This window comes from Geodermatophilus sp. SYSU D00684, from assembly GCF_054050455.1.
The window spans coordinates 67,466-88,519 of sequence record NZ_JBJGZI010000004.1; the positions used below are offsets into that span (position 1 = coordinate 67,466).

Genomic DNA, 21,054 nt, shown 5'->3' on the forward strand with positions numbered 1-21,054 from the left:
ACCCCGATCCGACCCCGGGAGCTCCCGTGACCGCGTCCACCCAGCCCGCCCCTACGACCGCCGCGCCGCTGCACACCCTGCGGCTCAGCCTCGTCCCGCCGCTGCACCCGCCGCTGACCGGACCGGCCGTCACCCTGGTCGACCCGGCGACGCCGCCGCCCCGCCCGCCGCACCGGCCCGGCCCGCGGCCGGCACCGGAGGGACCCCGCAGCCGCCGGCCGGACCTCTTCGGCCCGGCCTGGTCGCTGCGGGCCGACCTGCCCGACCCCCGCGCCACCGGCCGGCTGCTGTTCACCACCGTGCTCGAGGCCCTGGCCGGCCGCCGGCCGCTGTCCCAGGTGCAGCGGCTCGCCTCCCCCGGCGTGCACGCCGCGCTCGTCGCCGGACGGCGGCCGGCCTGGTGCGCCGGCACCGCGCCGCTGCTGCTCGGCCCGGTGCACGTGTGCGAGCCGGTCGACGGCGTGGCCGAGGTCAGCGCGGTGGCGCGGCGGGCCGGACGCGCGCACGCGGTGGCCGCCCGGCTGGAGGGCATCGACGGCCGCTGGCGGTGCACCGCCCTGTCGATCGGCTGACGGTCAGGTGCGTGCCCGCGGACGGCGGGCCGCCGCTCCCGGGCGGACCACGAGGACCCAGCGGAGACCGACGAACCGGGCCAGGCCCACGAGGCCGCTGACCGCGATGACCGCGAGCACCGACACCACCGGAGGGGCGGCGACCGTCCAGGCGTCGACCGCGGCCAGCGTGAGGCTGGAGGTCACCAGCCCCGCGACGGCGATCCCCCCGCCGGCCCACTGCGCCGTCGCCCAGCCGGTCCGGTCGGCGGCCCGGAAGGTCAGCCGGCGGTGCAGCTCGTTGGCCAGTGCCGTCGAGGCGACCACGGCGACGAGGTTGGCCGCCTGGTCCCCGAGCCCGACCAGCGTCAGGAACAGGCCGGCGTAGACGACGTTCGCCGAGCCGCCGACCAGCACGAACCGGACGAACTGGGCCGGCACGCGGTCACTGCGGAGCCGGTCGAGCAGCGTCGGAGCCGACGCCCGCGGCCCCACCCGGTCGGGTGGAGGAGCGAGGACGGTCGCGGGCATGGAGCAAGGCTCCTCGCCTCACGGCCTCCGGCACATCAGGGAAGACCCTCATCGCGCACCTGATCCCGGGACGACGGCGCCCCGCCGACCACGGTGGGTCGGCGGGGCGCCGGGGGTGTGCGGGAGCGGTCAGCGACCGGCCGCCCCGTGGCAGACCTTGTACTTCTTGCCCGAGCCGCAGGGGCACGGCGCGTTGCGGGCCGGCTCCTTGGTCCCGGTGACCGTGGCGGTCTTGGCCGCCTTGGCCGGGCCGCTCTCCTTCGGCGAGGCGTCGAGCGAGGGCGCCGAGTAGCTCAGGTTCTCCTGCCGGCGCGGCTCGTCGAGGCCCTTGACCGCCAGCTGCGGCCCGGTGCCCGACGGCGCCGGGGTCTCCGCCTCGGGCGCGGCCGGGGCCGCGGGCCGGGTGCCGCTCTTGCGGGCGGTGGGCCGCCCGGCCGGGGCGCCGGTCGAGCGCCGGGCCGCCGGCCCACCGGACGGCTTGGCCATCGACACCGGCGCGGACCCGTCCCCGTCGGCGGAGGCTGCAGCGGGGGCCGGGGCGGGGGCGGGGGCGCCGTCGGCGGCCGGAGCGGTGGCGCCGTCGGCGGGCGCGGCGGCCGCGCGGGCCGCGGCCTCCTGCGCCGCCCGCTGCCGGGCGAGCACGCGGGCGGTGCCCTCCTGCGCGGCGGCCAGCGCCTTGGCCTCGGCCTCGGCCTGCTGGGCCTGGGCCTCGGCCTCCTGCTGCTCCTTGGTCTTGACCTCCAGGTTGAACAGGAAGCCGACCGACTCCTCCTTGATGCCGTCGAGCATCGCGGTGAACATGTCGTAGCCCTCGCGCTGGTACTCCACGACCGGGTCGCGGTTGGCCATCGCGCGCAGGTGGATGCCGGCCCGCAGGTAGTCCATCTCGTAGAGGTGCTCGCGCCACTTGCGGTCGAGCACGGACAGCAGGACCCGCCGCTCGAGCTCGCGCATGACCTCCGAGCCCAGCGCCGCCTCGCGCTCCTCGTAGGCGCGGTGCACGTCCTCGAGCAGCTCGGTGCGCAGCACGTCGGCGGTCAGCGCGGCCTGCTCGCCGTCGGCGACCCGGTCGATGAGCTCCTGGCGGTCCAGGCCCACCGGGTAGAGCGACTTCAGGCCGGTCCACAGCTGCTCGAGGTCCCAGTCCTCGGCGTAGCCGGTCTCGGTGGCGCCGTCGACGTAGGCGCGGACGACGTCGTCGAGCATGTGCTGCACCTGCTCGTGCAGGTCCTCGCCGTCGAGGACCTTGCGGCGCTCGTCGTAGATGACCGTGCGCTGCCGGTTGAGCACCTCGTCGTACTTGAGGACGTCCTTGCGGACCTCGAAGTTCTGCTGCTCGACCTGAGTCTGCGCCGAGCGGATGGCCCGGGAGACCATCTTCGACTCGATCGGCTGGTCCTCGGGGACCCGCAGCGTGGTCATCATCGACTCGAGCATCGGGCCGTTGAACCGCCGCATGAGGTCGTCGCCGAGGGAGAGGTAGAACCGCGACTCCCCCGGGTCGCCCTGGCGGCCCGACCGGCCGCGCAGCTGGTTGTCGATGCGGCGGCTCTCGTGCCGCTCGGTTCCCAGCACGTAGAGCCCGCCGGCCTCGGCGACCTCCTCGTGCTCGGCCTTGACCTGGTCCTTGGCCGCGGCGAGCGCCTCGTCCCAGGCGGCCTCGTACTCCTCCGGGGTCTCCGACGGCGACAGGCCGCGGGCGCGCAGCTCCTCGTCGGCGATGAACTCGGGGTTGCCGCCGAGCTGGATGTCGGTGCCGCGGCCGGCCATGTTGGTGGCCACCGTGACCGCGCCCAGCCGCCCGGCCTGGGCGACGATCGCCGCCTCGCGCGCGTGGTTCTTCGCGTTGAGGACCTCGTGCGGGATGCCGCGGCGCAGCAGCAGCTTGGACAGGACCTCGGACTTCTCGACGCTCGCGGTGCCGACGAGGACCGGCTGGCCCTTCTCGTGCCGCTCGGCGATGTCGTCGATGACCGCGTCGAACTTGGCCTTCTCGGTCTTGTAGACGACGTCGGAGCGGTCCTCGCGGACCATCGGCCGGTTGGTCGGGATCGGGACGACGCCCAGCTTGTAGGTCTGCGAGAGCTCGGCCGCCTCGGTCTGGGCGGTGCCGGTCATCCCGGAGAGCTTGTCGTAGAGCCGGAAGTAGTTCTGCAGCGTGATCGTGGCGAGGGTCTGGTTCTCGTCCTTGATCTGCACCTTCTCCTTGGCCTCGATGGCCTGGTGCATGCCCTCGTTGTAGCGGCGGCCGGCCAGCACGCGGCCGGTGAACTCGTCGACGATCAGCACCTCGCCGTTGCTGACGATGTACTGCTGGTCGCGGTGGAAGAGCTCCTTGGCCTTCAGCGCGTTGTTGAGGTAGCCGATCAGCGGGGTGTTGACCGCCTCGTAGAGGTTGTCGATGCCGAGCTGGTCCTCGACGAACTCGACGCCCTCCTCGGTGACGGCGACCGTCCGCTTGGCCTCCTCCACCTCGTAGTGCTCGTCCCGCTTCATCAGCGGCACGATGCGCGCGAACTCCACGTACCACTTGCCGGCGGACTCGGCCGGGCCGCTGATGATCAGCGGGGTGCGGGCCTCGTCGATGAGGATCGAGTCGACCTCGTCGACGATCGCGAAGTGGTGGCCGCGCTGCACGAGGTCGGCCTTGGACCAGGCCATGTTGTCGCGCAGATAGTCGAAGCCGAACTCGTTGTTCGTGCCGTAGGTGATGTCGGCGGCGTACTGCTCGCGGCGGTGCGCGGGCTTCTCGCCGGACAGGATCGTGCCCACCGACAGGCCGAGGAAGCGGTGCACCCGGCCCATCCACTCGGCGTCGCGCTTGGCCAGGTAGTCGTTGACCGTGACCACGTGCACGCCCTCGCCGGTCAGGGCGTTGAGGTAGGCCGGCAGCACGCCGGTCAGGGTCTTGCCCTCACCGGTGCGCATCTCGGCGATGTTGCCCAGGTGCAGCGCGGCGCCGCCCATGAGCTGGACGCGGAAGTGCCGCTGGCCCAGCGTGCGGGTGGCCGCCTCCCGGACGACGGCGAACGCCTCCGGGAGCAGCTGGTCGAGGGTCTCACCGTCCTCGTACCGCTGCCTGAACTCGTCGGTCTTCGCCCGGAGCTCCGCGTCGGTGAGGTCGGCGACGTCGCCCTCCAGGGACTCGATCGCGTCGGCGATCCGGTCCAGTCGTCGGAGGATCTTGCCCTCACCGGCTCGCAGGATTCTCGAGAACACCACGGCACCAGCGTAGGCGGCCCGGCCAGCACCCCGGGGACGCCGCACGTAGCCTCCGCCGGGTGGCCACCGACCCCGCCGCCCTCGGGCCCGGCGCGCTCGCCTTCCTGACCGAGCGCCACCTGGCCACGCTGACCACGCTGCGCGCCGACGGGACCCCGCACGTGGTGCCCGTCGGCGTCACCTACGACCCGGACACCCGCACCGCCCGCGTCATCACCTCCGGCGGCTCGGCCAAGGCCCGGCACGTGCGCGCCGGGCAGGCGCGGGTCGCCGTCTGCCAGGTCGACGGGCGCCGCTGGCTGACCCTCGAGGGGACGGCGGTCGTGCGCGACGACGCGGCCGCGGTGGCCGACGCCGAGGCCCGCTACGCGCGGCGGTACCGGCAGCCGCGGGAGAACCCGGCGCGGGTCGTCGTCGAGATCTCGGTCGACCGGGTGCTCGGCAACGCGTGAGCATGTCGGTGTGGAACTCACCGGCATCGACCTGACCACCGAGGTGGTCCGCACCGCCCGGCTGGTCCTGCGGCCGTTCGCCCCCGACGACGCCGTCGCGGTGCACCGCGCCACCCAGGACCCGGAGACGCAGCGCTGGATCAGCGCCGCGCCGGTCCCCTACACGCTCGGCGACGCCCGCGCGTTCGTGGACACGGTGCTGCGCCAGCGCGCCGAGGGCACCGGGCTGCCGGTGGTGGCCGAGGCCGACGGTGAGTTCGTCGGCACGGCGGGGCTGGTGTTCGGCGGGCGGCACCTCGGCCCGGAGATCGGCTACTCGGTGGCCCCGTGGGCGCGGCGGCGCGGCTACGCCACCGAGGTCACCGACGGCCTGGCCGGCTGGGCGTTCGCGCACGGGGCGCCGCGGGTGCACCTGGTGGTCGACGTGGACAACCCCGCCTCGCAGGCGGTGGCGCTGCGGGCCCGGTTCACCCGCGAGGGCGTCGTCCGCTCGGCCCTGCCGCGGCGGGACGGGACCCGCGCCGACGCCGTGCTGTTCGGCCGGCTGGCCGCCGACTGAGGATCCCGCCCTCCCCGGTGAGCAGCGCGACGGTGCCGGGGCGGGCGCCCGCGGCTCATCGGTGCCCGGACACGGCGGAGGGGCCGCGCCGGCACGGCACGGCCCCTCCAGGGACGGTCAGCGCGGGACGGCGGCGGGCTCGGCCGGTGCCGCGACGTGCGAGGACTCGGTGCCCAGCGGCGGCTCCACCAGCCGGATCAGGCCGTAGTCGAACGCGTGCCGGCGGTAGACGACGGTCGGCCGGCCGGTGTCGGCGCACTGGAAGAGGAAGAAGTCGTGGCCCACGAGCTCCATCTCGTGCAGGGCCTGGTCGACGGTCATGGGCACGGCCGGGTGGTGCTTCTCCCGCACGATCCGGCCGGGCAGGTGCTCGTCGAGGTCTGTGACGAGGGGCTCCCCGGCGAACTGCTGCTCGACGTCGGGGAGGCCGAGCGCCGGGGTCTCCAGCGGCGCGGCGGTGGGGCCGGCGACCCGCACGCTGGGCGGGGTGCGCCGGCCGTGGTGCACGCGGCGGCGGTCGTTCGCCCGCCGCAGCCGGTTGTCGAGCTTGCCGCAGCACATGTCGAGCGCGGCGTAGAAGTCCGGCGCGGCGGCCTCGGCGCGGACCACGGGTCCCTTGCCGCGCAGGGTGATCTCCACACGCTGGCAGTTGGAGGACTGGCGGGGGTTCTTCTCGTGGAAGAGCTCGACGTCGATGCGCGAGAGCTTGCCGTCGAACCGTTCGAGCTGACCGACCTTGTCCTCCACGTGCTGCCGATAGTGTTCGGGCACTTCGACGTTGCGGCCACGGACCACGATCTCCATCAGACCTCCCGGTCATCGGGTGTGATCGATGCAACGCTAGTCGCTGTCACGTGGCCCGGACAGTCGATCAGCGGGACACCCGGGACGCTCTCGCGGAGCCGTCCGGGAAGCGCCCAGGTGACGCCGCGCGGACCGGCCGGGGACCGGGACGGGGCGTCGCGGCGACGACGGCGGCCAGCACCGGCGTGTCGCCGTCCGGGCGTGTCGTGGCCAGCGCGGCGGCCGCCTCGGCGAGCGTCGCGCCGCTGGTCACGACGTCGTCGACGACCACGAGCACCGCCCCCGGCGGGAGCCGGCCGGGGCGGACGGCGAAGGTGCCGGCGAGGTTGGCCCGCCGCTGCGCCACCGACAGCCCGGCGGAGTCCCGCACCCGCCCGGCCCGGGTGAGCAGCCGGACGCACCCGGCGGGCACCCCCGCGGCACGCAGGTCGGCGACGGCGGCCGCGGCCAGCTCCCGCACGCAGTCGCGGCCGCGCGCCCGCAGCGCCGCCCGGGTCGGCGGCACCGGGACCAGCAGCACCGGCCGGCCGGGCAGCAGCACCGCGTGCACGCCGACGGCCAGGGCCAGCGCCGCCCCGAGCGGGCCGGCGAGCTCCGCGCGGCCGTGCTCCTTGAACGCCGCGACGGCGGGGCGGACCGGCCCGGCGTAGGCGCCGGCGGCCACGGTGGGCGGCATGCCCGGCGGGAGCCGGCGCGGCGTCGCCTCGCGCGGTGCGCCGAGCAGGGCGGCGCACCGCCGGCACAGCGCCGGGCCGGGCACGCCGCAGCCGGCGCAGGTGCGCGGGAGCACGAGGTCGGCGAGCGCCGCGCCGAGACCTCCCACCGGCCCAGCCTGCGGCTCCGGGCTCCCCGGCACCCGGCTCCGACGGGATCTGTGGACTAGACCGGGTAGAAGGGCTCGGTACCCGGCACCGGCTCCTGGCCGCGCAGCAGCGTCACCCAGGTGCCGCCGACCAGCAGCCACATCGTCCCGCCGGCGCTGACCAGCGGCAGCTGCCCGGGCGCCGCCGCCAGCGCCGTCGGCGCGCTGGGCAGGCCGGCGGTGGGGACCGTGGCCAGCCCCCACCCGTCGACGCCGACGGTGTAGGGCACCACGCCCTCCTCGCCGTCGGCGAGCACCATCAGGCTGCCGGCGGTGCGCCAGCCGACGTCGACCACGGCGGTCAGCGACGGCGCCACCTCGCGCAGGTCGCGCAGCGCGACCTGGCCCTCGTCGGAGCGCACGACCGTGCCCACCAGCAGCACGGCGCCGTTCCCGCGGGTGACCACCACGGCGGCGCGGACGCCGTCGGGCGAGAGCTGCAGCGCCGTCGCCCGGCCCTGCCCGGGCAGGGTCGGGGCGTTCACCGGCTGCGGCTGCCCGGAGGCCGGCACCCGGACGACGGTGCTCTCGTCGCGGACCACCCAGAACTCCGCGCGGGTGGCGGCGACCGTCGGCACCGACAGCCGGCCGGCGCCGGTCATCACCGGGGCCAGGCCCTGGCCGTAGGTGCCCGTCAGCAGCGACGCGGTGCCCCCGCTCACCGAGACGCCGGCCATCGCCGTCAGGGCGCTGGTGCGCGGGTCCGCGGACACCGCCGCGCCGGTCAGCGCGTAGGCGCCCTCGCCGGCCGGCCCGGGTGCCGGCTGCCCGTCGACGGTCATCAGCCGGCCGCCGTCGAGGTAGTGGCCGGCGGCGTCGGCGGGCACCGAGTCCGGGCTGTAGGAGGCCCAGTCGTCGGTGCGCTGGACGGTGGGGACGCCGTCGATGGCGACCGGCTCGCCGTTGCTGGTCAGCTCCACCGAGTTGGTGCCCTCGAGCTGGTCCAGCGTCCACACCAGCTGGGCGGACAGCTGGGCGAGCTGGTTGGGCGCGAGGTCGTCGAGGCCGGCGAGGTCGACGGTGACCGTCGACCCGGACACGGTCACCGCGCGGGTCAGCGTCACCCCGCCCAGCGCGTTGGCGACGCCGGCGGCCAGGGCCGGCGAGGGACCCTCGACCAGCCGCTGCAGCAGCGTCGTCGGCTGCGCGTCCCCGGAGATGAGGTACCGCGGGTCGGGCACCACGCGGGCGCCGGTGGGATCGACGAAGTAGACGGCGAGGTCGTCGTAGAGGCGCTCGAAGTCGGGGACGAGCATGACCAGCCCGTCCGGCGGGTTGGTGATCCGCCACTCGCCGTCCACCTCGGCCAGCGTGAACTCGCGGGTGAACACCGTGTCGTCGGGAGCGGTGAAGACGCCGCGCGGGTCGACGGTGCCGACCAGGTCGCCGGTCATGACGACGGTGCCCGAGCCGGTGGCCACCGTCGCGTAGTCCGGACCCACCAGGGTGATGCCGGTCTCGTCGGACCAGGTCGCGCCCGCCTCGGGGGTCAGGTGCTCGACGGCGACGGGGTGGCCGTTCACCGTGCTCGCGGCGGCGTCGATGAAGCCGCGGACGATCTCCTCCGGCGGCGCCCCGGTGCGCGGGCCGAGCGGCTCGATGCCGACGTCGCCGGTGGGCCGGGCCTGGGCGTCGGTGATCGCCTGCGGCGCGGAGCCGGTGGGCACGGTCGAGCACGCGGCGAGCAGCCCCACCAGCAGGGCGGCCAGCGCGGCCGGCAGCCGCCTCACCGCCGCTCCCCCGGCCGGCGGACGATCGTCGGCCGCAGCGGCAGCGGCGAGCTGGTGAGGTCGGTGCCGGCCACCAGCGGGACGGTGAGCCGGAACTGCGCGCCCAGGCCCGGCTGGCCCCACACCTGCAGCCAGCCGCCGTGCAGCCGGGCGTCCTCGAGGCTGATCGACAGGCCCAGCCCGCTGCCGCCGACGGTGCGCACCCGCGAGGGGTCGGCCCGCCAGAACCGGTCGAAGACGTGCGCCGCCTCGGCCGAGGACAGCCCGACGCCGTGGTCGCGGACGGTGACCGCCGCCGCCGTCCGGTTGGCCGCCAGCGTCACCTCGATCGGCTGCCCGCTGCCGTGCTCGACGGCGTTGCCGACCAGGTTGCGCAGGATCCGCTCGACCCGCCGCGCGTCGACCTCGGCGATCACCGGGTCCGCCGGGCCGGTGACCCGCAGCTCGCAGCCGTGCCGCTCGGCCAGCGCGGACATCCCGTCGGCCACCCGGCCCACCAGCGCACCGAGGTCGGTGGGCGCCCAGTCGAGGACGGCGGCGCCGGCGTCGTAGCGGCTGATCTCCAGCAGGTCCGACAGCAGCCGCTCGAAGCGGTCGAGCTCCTCGTGCAGCAGCTCGGCCGACCGCGCCACGTGCGGCGGGAAGTCCCCGCGCGACTCGTGCAGCACGTCGGCGGCCATCTGCACCGTCGTCAGCGGGGTGCGCAGCTCGTGGCTGACGTCGGAGGTGAACCGCTGCTGGAGCTGGGACAGCCCCTCGAGCTGGGTGATCTGCCGCTGCAGGCTGTCGGCCATGGCGTTGAAGCTGGTGGCCAGCCGGGCCAGGTCGTCCTCGCCGCGGACGGTCATCCGCTCCTCGAGCTGGCCCTCGGCCAGCCGCTGCGCGGTGCCGGCGGCGCGGCGCACCGGATCGACGACCAGCCGGGTCACGAGCACGCCGATCCCGGCGACGAACAGGGTGAGGGCGATGCCGCTGATCGCCACGGTGCTGCGGATGAGCGAGAGCGTCTCCTGCTCCTGGTCGAGCGGGAACGCGTAGTAGAGCTCGATCGCCTCGGAGGAGGAGACGTCGCCGGGGACGGGCACCCCCACCAGCAGGGTGGGCTGCGGCTCGCCGGTGTCGTCGGGGACGAGCGCGTACTGGGTGTACTGGCCGCCGCCCTGCACGCCCGCGCGCAGGTCGTCGGGCAGCGCGGGGTAGACGCCGGGCCGGCTGATCGCGGGCGGCCGCTCGGCGTTGCCGGTGCGGTAGACCATGACGACGTCGAAGTCACCGGCCGAGCCGCCGCGGGTGAGCAGCCCGTTGACGGTGCGGCCCAGGGTGGCGCGGACGCTGGCGGCGTCGCCGGCGGCGATGCCCACCACCTCGGACCGGGCGTAGACGACGCCGGCCTGCGCCTGGTCGATCGCGGCCTGCTGCTTGACCGACAGGAGCTGGGTCCGGATCTGGCTGAACAGCACCAGGCTGACGATCACCACGACCGTGCCGGCCACGACCATCGTGATCGCGCCGATGCGCACGTGCAGCGACCGCCGCCAGGCGGTGACCGCCCGCCCGGCCAGCCGGCGGGCGCGGATCCGTGCCCGGACCGCCCGGCGGCGCAGCCCGCGGCGCAGCGCGGGCAGGTCGGCCGGGCGCCGCCGGGGCGCGCGGACCGCGGCCGGGCGCGCCGGCGCGAGGGCGTCGGTGTCGCTGTCGTCCGCCGGTGCGGCGGGCGCCCGCTCGGTGGTGCTCACGGGATCACGGGGGGCCGGCCTTGTAGCCGACGCCGCGGACGGTCAGGACGATCTCCGGCTTCTCCGGGTCGCGCTCGATCTTGGCCCGCAGCCGCTGCACGTGGACGTTGACCAGCCGGGTGTCGGCGGCGTGCCGGTAGCCCCACACCTGCTCGAGCAGGAGCTCGCGGGTGAACACCTGGCGCGGCTTGCGGGCCAGGGCGACCAGCAGGTCGAACTCCAGCGGGGTCAGCGGGATGGGCGAGCCGTCCCGGGTGACCTGGTGCGCCGGGACGTCGATGTGCACGTCGCCGATGGACAGCGTCTCGGCCTGGCCGGTCTCGCCGCGGCGCAGCTGGGCGCGGACCCGGGCGACGAGCTCGACGGGCTTGAACGGCTTGGTGACGTAGTCGTCGGCGCCGGCCTCGAGCCCCTGGACGACGTCGATGGTGTCGCCCTTGGCGGTGAGCATGACGATCGGGACGGTCGACTGGCTGCGGATGTCCTGGGCGATCTGCAGGCCGTTGCGGCCGGGCAGCATGAGGTCGAGCAGGACGATGTCGGGCCGGGTCTGCTGGAAGACCGACAGCGCCCGGTTGCCGTCGGAGACGAAGGCCGGGTCGTAGCCCTCCCGCCGCAGGACGATGCCGAGCATCTCGGCGAGGGCGGCGTCGTCATCGACGACCAGGACGCGGCCGCGACTGGGCCCGTTGTTCGCTGCGGTCGGAGGCACGTGACCATTCTGCGACGTCACGGCCGGATAACGGTGGCGCCGGACCGAATCACCGGTCCGGCGCCACCATCCGTCCCATCCTCCCCTGCCCGCAGGGCGAGGTGAGGTGCTGGAACGGCCCATGGTGAGGGCCTGGAACGGCCCCTCTGCAGGGCCCCGCGCCGAGCGTGCGAGGCGTGGGGGGCAGAGGGGTCCTTCGTCAGTAGCGGTAGTGCTCGCTCTTGAACGGGCCCTCGACCGGCACGCCGATGTAGTCGGCCTGCACCTTGGAGAGCTGGGTGAGCTTCACGCCGAGCGCGTCGAGGTGGAGCCGGGCCACGTGCTCGTCGAGCTTCTTGGGCAGCACCGTGACGGTGGGGGTCTTGCCCTCGTAGGCGGCGCGGTTGCCCCACAGCTCGATCTGGGCGAGCACCTGGTTGGAGAACGAGGCGCTCATGACGAAGCTGGGGTGCCCGGTGGCGTTGCCCAGGTTCAGCAGCCGGCCCTCGGAGAGCACGATGATCGTGTGGCCGTCGGCGAACCGCCACTCGTCGACCTGCGGCTTGATCTGCGTCCGCTCGATGCCCGGGGTGCGGGCGAGGCCGGCCATGTCGATCTCGTTGTCGAAGTGGCCGATGTTGCCGACGATCGCCTGGTGCTTGGTCCGCCCGAGCTGCTCGGCGGTGATGATGTCGCGGTTGCCGGTGGCGGTGATGATGATGTCGGCCCTGCCGATGACCTCGTCGAGGGTGGTCACCTCGTAGCCGTGCATGGCCGCCTGCAGGGCGTTGATCGGGTCGATCTCGGTGACGATCACCCGGGCGCCCTGGCCGCGCAGCGACTCCGCGCAGCCCTTGCCGACGTCGCCGTAGCCGCAGACCACGGCCACCTTGCCGCCGATCATGACGTCGGTGGCGCGGTTGATGCCGTCGATGAGCGAGTGCCGGCAGCCGTAGAGGTTGTCGAACTTGCTCTTGGTGACCGAGTCGTTGACGTTGATCGCCGGGAAGAGCAGCCGGCCGTCGCGGGCGAGCTCGTACAGCCGCATGACGCCGGTGGTGGTCTCCTCGGTGACGCCCTTGATGCCCTGGCCGATGCGGGTCCAGTAGCCGGCGTCCCCGGCCAGGCTCTCGCGGAGCGCGGCGAGGATGACGCCGTACTCCTCGGAGTCGGCCTCGGTGGTGTCCGGGACGGCGCCGTCGGCCTCGAAGCGGGTGCCGAGGTGCACCAGCAGGGTGGCGTCGCCGCCGTCGTCGAGCAGCATGTTCGGGCCGACGACGTCGCCGCTCTCGTCGCGGAACTCGAACAGCCGCTGGGTGCACCACCAGTAGTCCTCGAGGGTCTCGCCCTTCCAGGCGAAGACCGGGACGCCGGCGGGCTGCTCGGCGGTGCCCTCGGGGCCGACGACGATCGCGGCGGCGGCGTGGTCCTGGGTGGAGAAGATGTTGCAGGAGACCCAGCGGACGTCGGCGCCGAGCGCGACGAGGGTCTCGATGAGGACGGCGGTCTGCACGGTCATGTGCAGCGAGCCGGCGATGCGGGCGCCGGCCAGCGGCTGCTCGTCGCCGTACTCGGCGCGCAGCGCCATCAGGCCGGGCATCTCGTGCTCGGCGAGCTGGATCTCCTTGCGGCCGAACGGCGCGAGGGAGAGGTCGGCGACCTTGAAGTCGCCGTCGGTCAGGACGCGGGTGCCGGTAGAGGCGGTCATGTCGCTCCAGGGTCGAGGCCCCCACCGGCGGCGGCAGGGGCTCGGGGTCACTGAGATGAGCGAGCATGCCGAGGCTTCGGCGGGGCTCGTGCCGTCGTCCAGCCTAACGCAGCGGTCCGGGCGGGCTCAGCCCTCGCAGCCGACCCCGTCGCCGTCGCCGTCCAGGGACGGGTTCCAGCCGGGGTCGCCCTCGCGGAGCGGCGCCGCGCCCGCGGCGCGCACCGCGGCGCAGTCGGGATAGGGCGTCACCGGCGCCGGCGGCGCGCTCTCCGGCGCCTCCTGGCCCGGGAGCGGACCGCGGCCGGGCAACGGCTCGTCGGGGCAGGCGTCGAGCACGCCCGCGACGGCGTCCCGCTCGGCGCGGGTCATCCACAGCCCGTAGGTCACCTTCACCGCCACCTGTCGCGCCACGTAGGCGCACCGGTAGGACCGGGCCGGCGGCAGCCACGTGGCGGCGTCGGAGTCGCCCTTGGCCTGGTTGAGCGGGCCGTCGACGGCGAGCAGGTTGAGCGGGTCGTTGGCGAACTCGGTGCGGCGGGCGGCGTCCCACTGCTGGGCACCCTTCTGCCAGGCGTCGGACAGCGCGACGACGTGGTCGATCTGCACCGCCTCGCTGGTCCCCTCGCCGCGGCGGAACGCGATGGTCCGGCCGGAGTAGGGGTCGGCGAGGGTGCCGCTGACGACGACGCAGTCGCGGGTGCCCGGCTCGAAGCGCTCCCCGGTGAGGTCGCGGGCCAGGACGTCGTTGCGGGTGTCGCAGCCGTTCTGGTCGGTGTCGACCCAGCCGTCGCCGAACTCGTCGCGGGAGTAGCCGGTCTGCGGCGCGCGGCCGCGGACCTCGACGGAGTCGAGCGCCTCGAGGGCGCTGCCGGCGGACGGGACGGCGGGCGGGTCGCCGAGCAGGGCGGTGCACCCGGACCCCAGCGCGGCCACCAGGCCCAGCGCCAACGCCGCCCGCAACGGGGCGGGGCGCGGCCGGGCCGGTCGGAGGTGCACGACCGACGCTACGTCCGCGGCCGCGCCGCCGGCGGCCGCGACACGCGCGGCGTCAGCGCGGGTTCGTCAGCGCAGGTTCGTGGTCGCCCGGTAGAGGACCGCGGGGCCGCGGGCGCTCACCGGGGCGCCCGCCGGCACGAACGCCGACTGGCCCTTCGTCAGCCGGATCTCCCCGTCCGCGGACTCGAGGACCGCCTCCCCCTCGGTGCACAGCAGGACCTGGGGGCCGCGCGTGCTCAGGGAGCCGGCGAGCTCGTCGAGCTGGCAGCGGGTGAGGTCGAAGTCGTCGACCGGCACCGGGTAGCGCAGCCCGCCGGGGCCGAGCACCGGGTGCAGCACGGGGATCTTGCCGTCGGAGAAGTCGAGCACCTCGATGAGCGCCGCGAGGTCGACGTGCTTGTTCGTCAGCCCGCCGCGCAGCACGTTGTCCGAGCTGGCCATGACCTCGACGCCGGCCCCGGACAGGTAGGCGTGCAGGTTGCCCGCCGGCAGGAAGACCGCCTCACCGGGGGCGAGCTTGAGGTGGTTGCACATCAGCGAGATCACCACGCCGGAGTCGCCCGGGTACTCCTCGGCCAGGATCGTGGCCCAGCGGTAGGTGTTGATGAACTCCGGGTCGTGGGCGGCGACGAACTCCGCCGCCTTGTGCGCGACGACCTCCACCAGGTGCGTGCGCCGCTTGCCCGACAGCGCGAGCAGCTGCGGGATCGCCGCCTGCAGCCCGCCGCGGGCCAGCGCCGCGATGGTCGGCTTGAGCTCGGGCAGCTGCAGCTTGGCCAGGCAGTGCAGCGACTCCTCGACCGGCCGGAAGCCGCACAGCGCCTCGAAGGTGGTCAGCGCGAGCAGCAGCTCCGGCTTGTGCCACGGGTCCTTGAAGGTGCGCGTCGGGTCGTCCTTGGGGACCCCGGCCGCCTCCTCCGCGGCGAAGCCGGCCCGCGCCTGCGCCATGGTCGGGTGGGCCTGCAGCGACAGCGGGCTGTCGGCGGCCAGCACCTTCATGAGGAACGGCAGCCGCGGGCCGAAGCGCTCGTGCACCGCGGGCCCGAGCAGGGCGTCGGGCTGCTCCGCGATCGCCTTGTCCAGCGGCGTGCCGTCCGAGAGCACGCTGGGCTGGTCGGGGTGGCCGCCCATCCAGAGCTCCGCGTAGGGCTGCTCGGCCGGGACGGTCTCGCCCAGCAGTTCGGGGATGACGGTGCGGCTACCCCAGGGGTAGTGCCGGACCGCACTGGTCAGCTGCCACATCACCGGGGAGGCTACTGCCGGGTACCGCGCCTGTCCGGATCCTCCGTCGCCGCGGATCCCCTCCCCGGGAGAGGGTGCCCCGGTTCAGTGGGCGGCGGCCCCGCCGGCGGCCGGCGTCTTCTTCCGGTGGAACAGCAGGGTCACGACGGCGACGACCACCGCGCCGACGGCCAGCCCGACCAGCGCGCTGGCGAACGTGTTGACCAGCCACCCCACGACCCCGCCGAGGGCGCCGGTCGCCTCGTGCGCCGCCTCCTCCAGGTGGTGCACCAGGCCGTAGACGGCGTGCAGCCCGAGCTCGTCGCTGCCCACCAGCAGGATGTGCCCGCCGACCCACAGCATCGCCACGGTCCCGACGACGGTGAGCCCGGTGAGCAGCTTGGGCATGCCCCGGACCAGCCCGCGGCCGAGCCCGGCCACGCCCTTCTTCCCCGACCGGGACAGCCGCAGGCCGGCGTCGTCCATCTTCACGATGAGCGCGACGACGCCGTAGACGAGGACGGTGATGGCCACGCCGACGACGGCGAGGATGGCCAGCCGCGACCAGAAGCCCTCGCTCGCCACCTCGTTCAGCGAGATGACCATGATCTCGGCCGACAGGATCAGGTCGGTGCGGACGGCGCCGCGCACGAGGGTGTCCTCGTCCGGCGGCTGCCCCTCGGCGTCGCCGTGCGCGGCGGAGTGGCCGCGCAGCCGGTGCCAGATCTTCTCGGTGCCCTCGTAGCAGAGGTAGGCGCCGCCGAGCATGAGGATCGGCGTGAGCAGCCACGGCAGGAACTCGCTGAGCAGCAGGATCGCGGGCAGGATGATCAGGAGCTTGTTGCGCAGCGACCCGATCGCGATGCGCTTGACGATCGGGACCTCGCGCGCGGCGGCGATGCCCTGCACGTACTGCGGCGTCACCGCGGTGTCGTCGACGACGACGCCGGCGGCCTTGACGCCGGCCTTGGCGGCGGCGGCCCCGACGTCGTCGATGGAGGCGGCCGCGGCGCGGGCCAGCAGTGCCACGTCGTCGAACAGGGCTACGAGTCCACCGGCCACGGGAGGTCCTTCCAGTCGGTCAGCAGTCGGGTGCGCTCACGGTCGATCGCGATCCGGTACCCCGGACCGGCCGCCCGGACACCGATCCGGTCTCAGCGCCGCAGCGCCCGTTCCTGGTCCAGGGCCAGCGCGAGGTAGACGGCGGTGAAGTCGGCCACCGCCATCTGCCGCGCCAGGCGGGGCAGCCGGCCGTGGCGCTCGGGCTCGCCGTGCTCGGCCAGCCCGCTCACCGGCACGTTGTTGGCCGCCGCGGTGCGCAGCACCTCGCTCATCGCCTCGTACGCCGAGCGGGGCTCCCGCTCGCCGGCGCCGTCGTGGTCGGCGGCGTCGGTGTCGCGGATGGTGAGCAGCCGCAGCCGGCGGCCGGTGTCCTCGGCGCGGTCGCGGAAGAAGTCGTCGACGTCGCGCGGCGCCAGCGGCCCGCCGAGCACCGCGCAGGCGGCGACGCGCTGGTCGGGCAGGCGGAACCCGCTGGTCGGCAGGCCGGCGAGGGTGGCCAGCTGGTCGGCGAAGCGGGCGGCCGCGGTGTCGGCGAGCGGTCCCTCGGCGGCGATGACGGGGAACGCGTCGAGCAGTTCGAGCGCGAGGGTCTTGGCCGGGTTGGTGAACGACTCGCGCGCGGGGCCGCACTCGGCGGCGACCTCGTCGAGGGCCGCGGCGATCGCCTCCGGGTCGGCGGCCTCGGGCCGCACCAGCCCGAGGTCGGTGGCCAGCCGCAGCAGCGGGGTGAGCAGCGACCACAGGGTGGTGTGCCGCACGCGCGAGCGCGGCAGCGGCACGTAGGGCATCCGCGCGGTCGAGCAGGCCGCCCGCAGCGGGGCGTCGTCGGCGCCGATGCCCAGCAGGGTCACCCCGCGCCGGGCCGCCTCGTAGGCCGGGGTCACCGCGTAGCGGCCGGCGCCGGTCCGGGTGGCGACGACGGCGATGTCGGTCGGGCCGGTCCACACCGGCAGGTCCGGGCCGGGGACGACGTCGACGGTGACCGGGCTGGACGGGCCGAGCAGCGCCCGCAGCACCGACGCCGCCACCGCCCCCTCGCGCCGGGCGACGATCACCAGCCCGCGCGGGCGGCCGCCCTCGGTGACCCGGCCCAGCCCGGCCTCCTCGGTCAGCCGCGCGGTCTCGCGCACCTGCGCCCCGGCGCCGGCGACGGCCGGCAGCAGGCCGCGCGGGTCGCGGGCGCGCAGGACGTCGAGGTCGTCGAGGACCTCCTCGGCCAGCTCGGGCGAGGTCATCGGCCCGCCGTCCCCCCGCTGCCGCGGGTCCGCGCCTCGTCGAGCAGCAGCACCGGGATGCCGTCCCGGACGGGGAAGGCCCGGTCGCACGTCGGGCACACCAGCTCGCTCGCCGCCTCGTCGACGGTCAGCGGGGTGTGGTGGGTGTCCGGGCAGGCGAGGACCTCCAGCAGCAGCGGGTCCAGTCCCAGCGGTCCCTGCGTCGTCCCCTGCGTCATGCGCGCACCATCCCCAGCACCCGGTCCCTGAGCTGTTCCATCCGCGCCCGGTCGGGCGCCTCGACGTTGAGCCGCAGCAGCGGCTCGGTGTTGCTGGCCCGCAGGTTGAACCACGAGCCGTCGGGCAGGTCGACGGTCAGCCCGTCGAGCTCGTCGACCGTCGCGCCGTCGGCCTCGAACGCCTCCCGGACCACCTTCGTCCGCTCCGCGGCGTCGGCCACGGTGGAGTTGATCTCGCCGGAGGCGGCGTAGCGGCTGTAGGCGGCGGTCAGCTCCGACAGCGGGCGGCTCTGCTCGCCGAGCGCGGCCAGCACGTGCATCGCGGCGAGCATCCCGGTGTCGGCGCGCCAGAAGTCGCGGAAGTAGTAGTGCGCGGAGTGCTCGCCGCCGAACACCGCGTCGGTGCGGGCCATCTCGGCCTTGATGAACGAGTGCCCGACCCGCGTGCGCACCGGGGTGCCGCCGTGCTCGCGGACGATCTCGGGCACCGCCCGCGAGGTGATCAGGTTGTGGATCACCGTCGTCCCCCGGCCCTTGGCCAGCTCGCGGACGGCGACCAGCGCGGTGATCGCCGAGGGGCTCACCGGCTCGCCGCGCTCGTCGACGACGAACACCCGGTCGGCGTCGCCGTCGAAGGCCAGGCCGATGTCGGCGCCCTCGCGGCGGACCGCCTCCTGCAGGTCGACCAGGTTGGCCGGGTCCAGCGGGTTGGCCTCGTGGTGGGGGAAGGTGCCGTCGAGCTCGAAGTACAGCGGGACGACGTCGAGCGGCAGACCGGCCAGGACGACGGGGACGGTGTGCCCGCCCATGCCGTTGCCGGCGTCGACGACGACCTTCAGCGGGCGGATCCGGGACAGGTCGACCAGCCCGCGCAGGTGGGCGGCGTAGTCGGGCAGCAGGTCCCGCCGGCCGATCTCGGCGACGCGGTCGGGCACGCGGTCGTAGGAGTCGCGCTCGGCCCACTCGCGGATCGTGGCCAGCCCGGACTCCTGACCCACCGGGGCGGCCCCGGCGCGGCAGAGCTTGATGCCGTTGTACTGCGCCGGGTTGTGGCTGGCGGTGAACATCGCGCCGGGCACGTCCAGCGAGCCGGCGGCGAAGTAGAGCAGGTCGGTGGAGCCCAGGCCCGCCTCGAGGACGTCGACGCCGCGGGACAGGACGCCCTCGGCGAAGGCCCGGGACAGCGGCACCGAGGACGGGCGCATGTCGTGTGCGGTGACGACGGCGGTCGCGCCGCTCTCGGTGGCGACGAACTCGGCGAAGGCGGCGCCGATGCGCCGCGCGACGTCCTCGTCCCACTGGTCGGGGACCACGCCCCGGACGTCGTAGGCCTTGATGATCGCCGACAGGTCCGTCACTGCCCACCCTCGCCTGGACTGGCCGGGCGCGTCCCCGGTCCGGCCGACCCTATCGGCGGGCGCGGGGACCGGCCCCCTGGCCCCGCTGCAGGGGCCCGCCCCCGCGCCTGCGAGGGGCGGGGGCGGCGGGGTCCTTCGTCAGTCCAGGTCGGGCAGGACGCGCAGGTGGCCGCGGCGGGTGCCACGGCCGTCGTCGGCCGGGGCGCGCGGCGGCTCGGGACGGGCCGCCTCGCGGACGGCGTCGGCGAGTGCGAGCAGGTCGTCCCCGGTCGGCCCGGAGTCCTCGACGTCGATCTCGTGCCGGACGACCTCCCAGCCGCGCGGCACGGTGAGCCGCTCGGCGTGGAACTCGCAGAGGTCGTAGCTGTGCGGCTCGGAGAACGTCGCCAACGGGCCGACGACAGCGGTCGACTCGGCGTAGACGTAGGTCAGTGTCGCCGCCGCCGGTTGCGCGCAGCCGCTGCGACTGCAGCGACGTGACTGCCTCACCACCGGTTCCTCACGCTGGGCACAGTAGCCGCGTACCCAGGAAGTCGGCGACAGGCACACCGGACCGGCGCCCCTCTGTTCCCATCCAACCCGACGTCCCCGCGCGCCCCGCCACCGGGGGCACGGCCGCGTCCCGCTGCCCCGCCCCGGCGATGCGCCGTACGCTCGCCCCGCCATGAGCCGACCCGTCCGTCCCGACCGCTCCCGGCCCGCCCGGTCCCGCCGCGACCGGCACGGCCGGGGCCTGCGGGGCCGCCTCGTCCCCGACGAGGTCCCCCTCGCCCGCAGCCGCGCCGAGCAGTTCGACGACCTGGTGCTCGACGCGGTCGAGGACCTCGAGCGCCGCTGGGAGCGGGAGCTGGCCGGGGTCGAGTTCGCCGTCGAGGACGTGCCCTGGGTCGACCACACCAGCCCCGACGAGGTGGTGCTCGATCCCGACGTCCTCGACGACGGCACGGTGCCGCTGGCGCGGGTGCTGCCGGCGCACCGCGAGGACGGGCGGGAGGTGCCGGCGCGGATCGTCGTCTACCGGCGGCCGCTGGAGATCCGGGCGCACGACCGCGACGACCTCGCCGACCTCGTGCGCGACGTCGTCGTGGACCAGGTGGCGGTGCTGCTCGGCCGCGACCCGGAGGAGATCGACCCCACCGGCTGAAGGAGGCCGCGGTCAGCGGCCGACGGGGCTGCCCAGCTCGGCGGCCATCGCGCGGGCCTCGGCGAGGCGGGCGCGGGCGAAGGCGGTGTCGAGGCCGTCGCCGCGGTCGGCGCGGGTCAGCCGCGCCACCAGCTGCTCGAGGGCGACGGCGTGCCAGAGCAGCCCGACGTCGGGCTCCTCCCAGCCGGCGGTGCGGGAGAGCACCACCTCCCCGACCTGCGCCCGGTCCTGCGCGTCGGGCGTGGTGGCCCACAGCGTGAGCAGGTCGCGGTGCCGGGGCGCGGGCCGGACGCCGGACCACTCGAGGACCACCAGCCGCCCGCCCTCGTCGGGGCCGCCGGAGTCGACGACGACGTTGGCGGCGCGCAGGTCGCCGTGCGCCACCTCGGACAGCGGCAGCTGCGCGGCGGCCGCGCGCACCGCCCGCAGCTCGCCCAGGCGCACGCCGCCGCGGACCAGCCGGGAGGCGTCCTCGACGGTGGCCCGGGCGCGGCGCAGCGACCGGCCGGCCGGCGGCTCCCACGGCTGCCCGGCCGGCGCCGGCAGCGGGGCGATCCGCACCGCCGCCTCGACCGCGGCGGCGGTCCAGCGCGGCCCGCCGGAGGGGGCGGGGTGGACGCGGCGGGACAGCAGCCACCGGCCGTCGTCGGCCGCGGCGACCACCTCGGGGACGCCGACCTGCCGCTCCTCGGCCCACCGCCGGCCGCGCAGCTCGGCCTGCAGCCGGCCCCGGCCGCTCTCGGTGACGGCGAGGTCGAGCACCCGGTCGGCGAGCACGCCCTGGACGAGGCCGACCCGCGCGGACAGGTCGGTGACGGCGAGGACCGGGTCGGGAACCCCCAGCTCGGCGAGCAGCGAGACCACCCGGTCGCGGGCCGCCGACCCCGTCCCCGACGTCGTCGCTCCCGGGTTCTCCGCCACGCCGGGATCGTGTCAGGCGCCCCGGCGTGCCGCACGGGATCGCCCCGGGCGGG

Annotated in this window: 20 protein-coding genes; 4 read left to right on the plus strand and 16 right to left on the minus strand. The window is 75.4% G+C overall.

Features of this window, described 5'->3' with window-relative positions:
• The first annotated feature begins 26 nt into the window (after positions 1–26).
• Positions 27–572: an Rv3235 family protein gene (locus ACI79L_RS03800; protein ID WP_456935488.1), complete on the plus strand. Its 546-nt coding sequence runs from the start codon at positions 27–29 to the stop codon at positions 570–572.
• A gap of 3 nt (positions 573–575) precedes the next feature.
• Here ACI79L_RS03800 and ACI79L_RS03805 read toward each other — a convergent pair whose 3' ends face one another.
• A complete protein-coding gene (locus ACI79L_RS03805) occupies positions 576–1,082 on the minus strand; it encodes a GtrA family protein (RefSeq protein WP_456935489.1) in 507 nt (168 codons plus the stop codon).
• A 129-nt stretch (positions 1,083–1,211) separates the two neighbouring features.
• On the minus strand, positions 1,212–4,304 hold the full coding sequence (secA, locus tag ACI79L_RS03810; RefSeq protein ID WP_456935490.1) for a preprotein translocase subunit SecA: 3,093 nt from the start codon (positions 4,302–4,304) through the stop codon (positions 1,212–1,214).
• Positions 4,305–4,363: 59 nt separating this feature from the next.
• Here secA and ACI79L_RS03815 point away from each other — a divergent pair, with 59 nt between their 5' ends.
• Together ACI79L_RS03815 and ACI79L_RS03820 are read left to right on the plus strand one after the other, a co-directional pair.
• Positions 4,364–4,756, plus strand: a complete 393-nt coding sequence (locus ACI79L_RS03815) for a TIGR03618 family F420-dependent PPOX class oxidoreductase (protein WP_456935491.1) — start codon at positions 4,364–4,366, stop codon at positions 4,754–4,756.
• A gap of 10 nt (positions 4,757–4,766) precedes the next feature.
• Positions 4,767–5,315 carry a GNAT family N-acetyltransferase gene (locus tag ACI79L_RS03820; RefSeq protein ID WP_456935492.1) on the plus strand — a complete coding sequence of 183 codons (549 nt, stop codon included), beginning with the start codon at positions 4,767–4,769 and terminating at the stop codon, positions 5,313–5,315.
• 117 nt (positions 5,316–5,432) lie between these two features.
• Here ACI79L_RS03820 and hpf read toward each other — a convergent pair whose 3' ends face one another.
• From hpf to ACI79L_RS03885, 13 genes are all read right to left on the minus strand, one after another.
• Positions 5,433–6,119, minus strand: coding sequence for a ribosome hibernation-promoting factor, HPF/YfiA family (gene hpf, locus ACI79L_RS03825; RefSeq protein WP_456935493.1), 687 nt, complete (start codon positions 6,117–6,119; stop codon positions 5,433–5,435).
• A gap of 67 nt (positions 6,120–6,186) precedes the next feature.
• A complete protein-coding gene (locus ACI79L_RS03830; protein ID WP_456935494.1) occupies positions 6,187–6,942 on the minus strand; it encodes a ComF family protein in 756 nt (251 codons plus the stop codon).
• Between the two features lie 56 nt (positions 6,943–6,998).
• A complete protein-coding gene (locus ACI79L_RS03835) occupies positions 6,999–8,711 on the minus strand; it encodes an LpqB family beta-propeller domain-containing protein (protein WP_456935495.1) in 1,713 nt (570 codons plus the stop codon).
• A complete protein-coding gene (gene mtrB / locus ACI79L_RS03840; protein ID WP_456935496.1) occupies positions 8,708–10,447 on the minus strand; it encodes an MtrAB system histidine kinase MtrB in 1,740 nt (579 codons plus the stop codon). Before mtrB ends, ACI79L_RS03835 begins: the two co-directional genes overlap by 4 nt.
• Before the next feature lie 4 nt (positions 10,448–10,451).
• Positions 10,452–11,159, minus strand: a complete 708-nt coding sequence (gene mtrA, locus ACI79L_RS03845) for an MtrAB system response regulator MtrA (protein WP_387991509.1) — start codon at positions 11,157–11,159, stop codon at positions 10,452–10,454.
• Positions 11,160–11,358: 199 nt separating this feature from the next.
• Positions 11,359–12,846: an adenosylhomocysteinase gene (gene ahcY / locus ACI79L_RS03850; RefSeq protein WP_456935497.1), complete on the minus strand. Its 1,488-nt coding sequence runs from the start codon at positions 12,844–12,846 to the stop codon at positions 11,359–11,361.
• Positions 12,847–12,972: 126 nt separating this feature from the next.
• Positions 12,973–13,842, minus strand: a complete 870-nt coding sequence (locus ACI79L_RS03855) for a GmrSD restriction endonuclease domain-containing protein (RefSeq protein ID WP_456935498.1) — start codon at positions 13,840–13,842, stop codon at positions 12,973–12,975.
• Between the two features lie 66 nt (positions 13,843–13,908).
• Positions 13,909–15,084, minus strand: a complete 1,176-nt coding sequence (gene manA, locus ACI79L_RS03860; RefSeq protein WP_456935499.1) for a mannose-6-phosphate isomerase, class I — start codon at positions 15,082–15,084, stop codon at positions 13,909–13,911.
• An 84-nt stretch (positions 15,085–15,168) separates the two neighbouring features.
• Positions 15,169–16,125 carry a DUF808 domain-containing protein gene (locus ACI79L_RS03865; RefSeq protein WP_456935500.1) on the minus strand — a complete coding sequence of 319 codons (957 nt, stop codon included), beginning with the start codon at positions 16,123–16,125 and terminating at the stop codon, positions 15,169–15,171.
• Positions 16,126–16,217: 92 nt separating this feature from the next.
• Positions 16,218–17,360, minus strand: coding sequence for an SIS domain-containing protein (locus ACI79L_RS03870; protein WP_456935501.1), 1,143 nt, complete (start codon positions 17,358–17,360; stop codon positions 16,218–16,220).
• Positions 17,357–17,578, minus strand: coding sequence for a Trm112 family protein (locus tag ACI79L_RS03875; RefSeq protein WP_456935502.1), 222 nt, complete (start codon positions 17,576–17,578; stop codon positions 17,357–17,359). The genes ACI79L_RS03870 and ACI79L_RS03875 overlap by 4 nt, the downstream gene beginning before the upstream one ends.
• Positions 17,575–18,936, minus strand: a complete 1,362-nt coding sequence (locus ACI79L_RS03880) for a phosphomannomutase/phosphoglucomutase (RefSeq protein WP_456935503.1) — start codon at positions 18,934–18,936, stop codon at positions 17,575–17,577. Before ACI79L_RS03880 ends, ACI79L_RS03875 begins: the two co-directional genes overlap by 4 nt.
• A 138-nt stretch (positions 18,937–19,074) precedes the next feature.
• The gene (locus tag ACI79L_RS03885; RefSeq protein WP_089402638.1) at positions 19,075–19,425 is read right to left on the minus strand and encodes a DUF3499 domain-containing protein; all 351 of its coding nucleotides are present in this window, start codon (positions 19,423–19,425) and stop codon (positions 19,075–19,077) included.
• Positions 19,426–19,600: 175 nt separating this feature from the next.
• On the opposite strand from ACI79L_RS03885, the gene ACI79L_RS03890 reads away from it, so the two are divergent.
• On the plus strand, positions 19,601–20,080 hold the full coding sequence (locus tag ACI79L_RS03890; RefSeq protein WP_387991485.1) for a metallopeptidase family protein: 480 nt from the start codon (positions 19,601–19,603) through the stop codon (positions 20,078–20,080).
• Between the two features lie 12 nt (positions 20,081–20,092).
• Here ACI79L_RS03890 and ACI79L_RS03895 read toward each other — a convergent pair whose 3' ends face one another.
• Entirely contained in the window at positions 20,093–21,001 is a 909-nt protein-coding gene (locus tag ACI79L_RS03895) for a hypothetical protein (protein WP_456935504.1), read from the minus strand.
• Between the last annotated feature and the right edge of the window lie 53 nt (positions 21,002–21,054).

Coding starts and splice junctions, on each gene's coding strand:
- ACI79L_RS03870 (WP_456935501.1), bottom strand. CDS start 17,360: ATGACCTCGCCCGAGCTGGCCGAGGAGGTCCTCGACGACCTCGACGTC.
- ACI79L_RS03805 (WP_456935489.1), bottom strand. CDS start 1,082: ATGCCCGCGACCGTCCTCGCTCCTCCACCCGACCGGGTGGGGCCGCGG.
- manA (WP_456935499.1), bottom strand. CDS start 15,084: ATGTGGCAGCTGACCAGTGCGGTCCGGCACTACCCCTGGGGTAGCCGC.
- hpf (WP_456935493.1), bottom strand. CDS start 6,119: ATGGAGATCGTGGTCCGTGGCCGCAACGTCGAAGTGCCCGAACACTAT.
- ACI79L_RS03875 (WP_456935502.1), bottom strand. CDS start 17,578: ATGACGCAGGGGACGACGCAGGGACCGCTGGGACTGGACCCGCTGCTG.
- ahcY (WP_456935497.1), bottom strand. CDS start 12,846: ATGACCGCCTCTACCGGCACCCGCGTCCTGACCGACGGCGACTTCAAG.
- ACI79L_RS03890 (WP_387991485.1), top strand. CDS start 19,601: ATGAGCCGACCCGTCCGTCCCGACCGCTCCCGGCCCGCCCGGTCCCGC.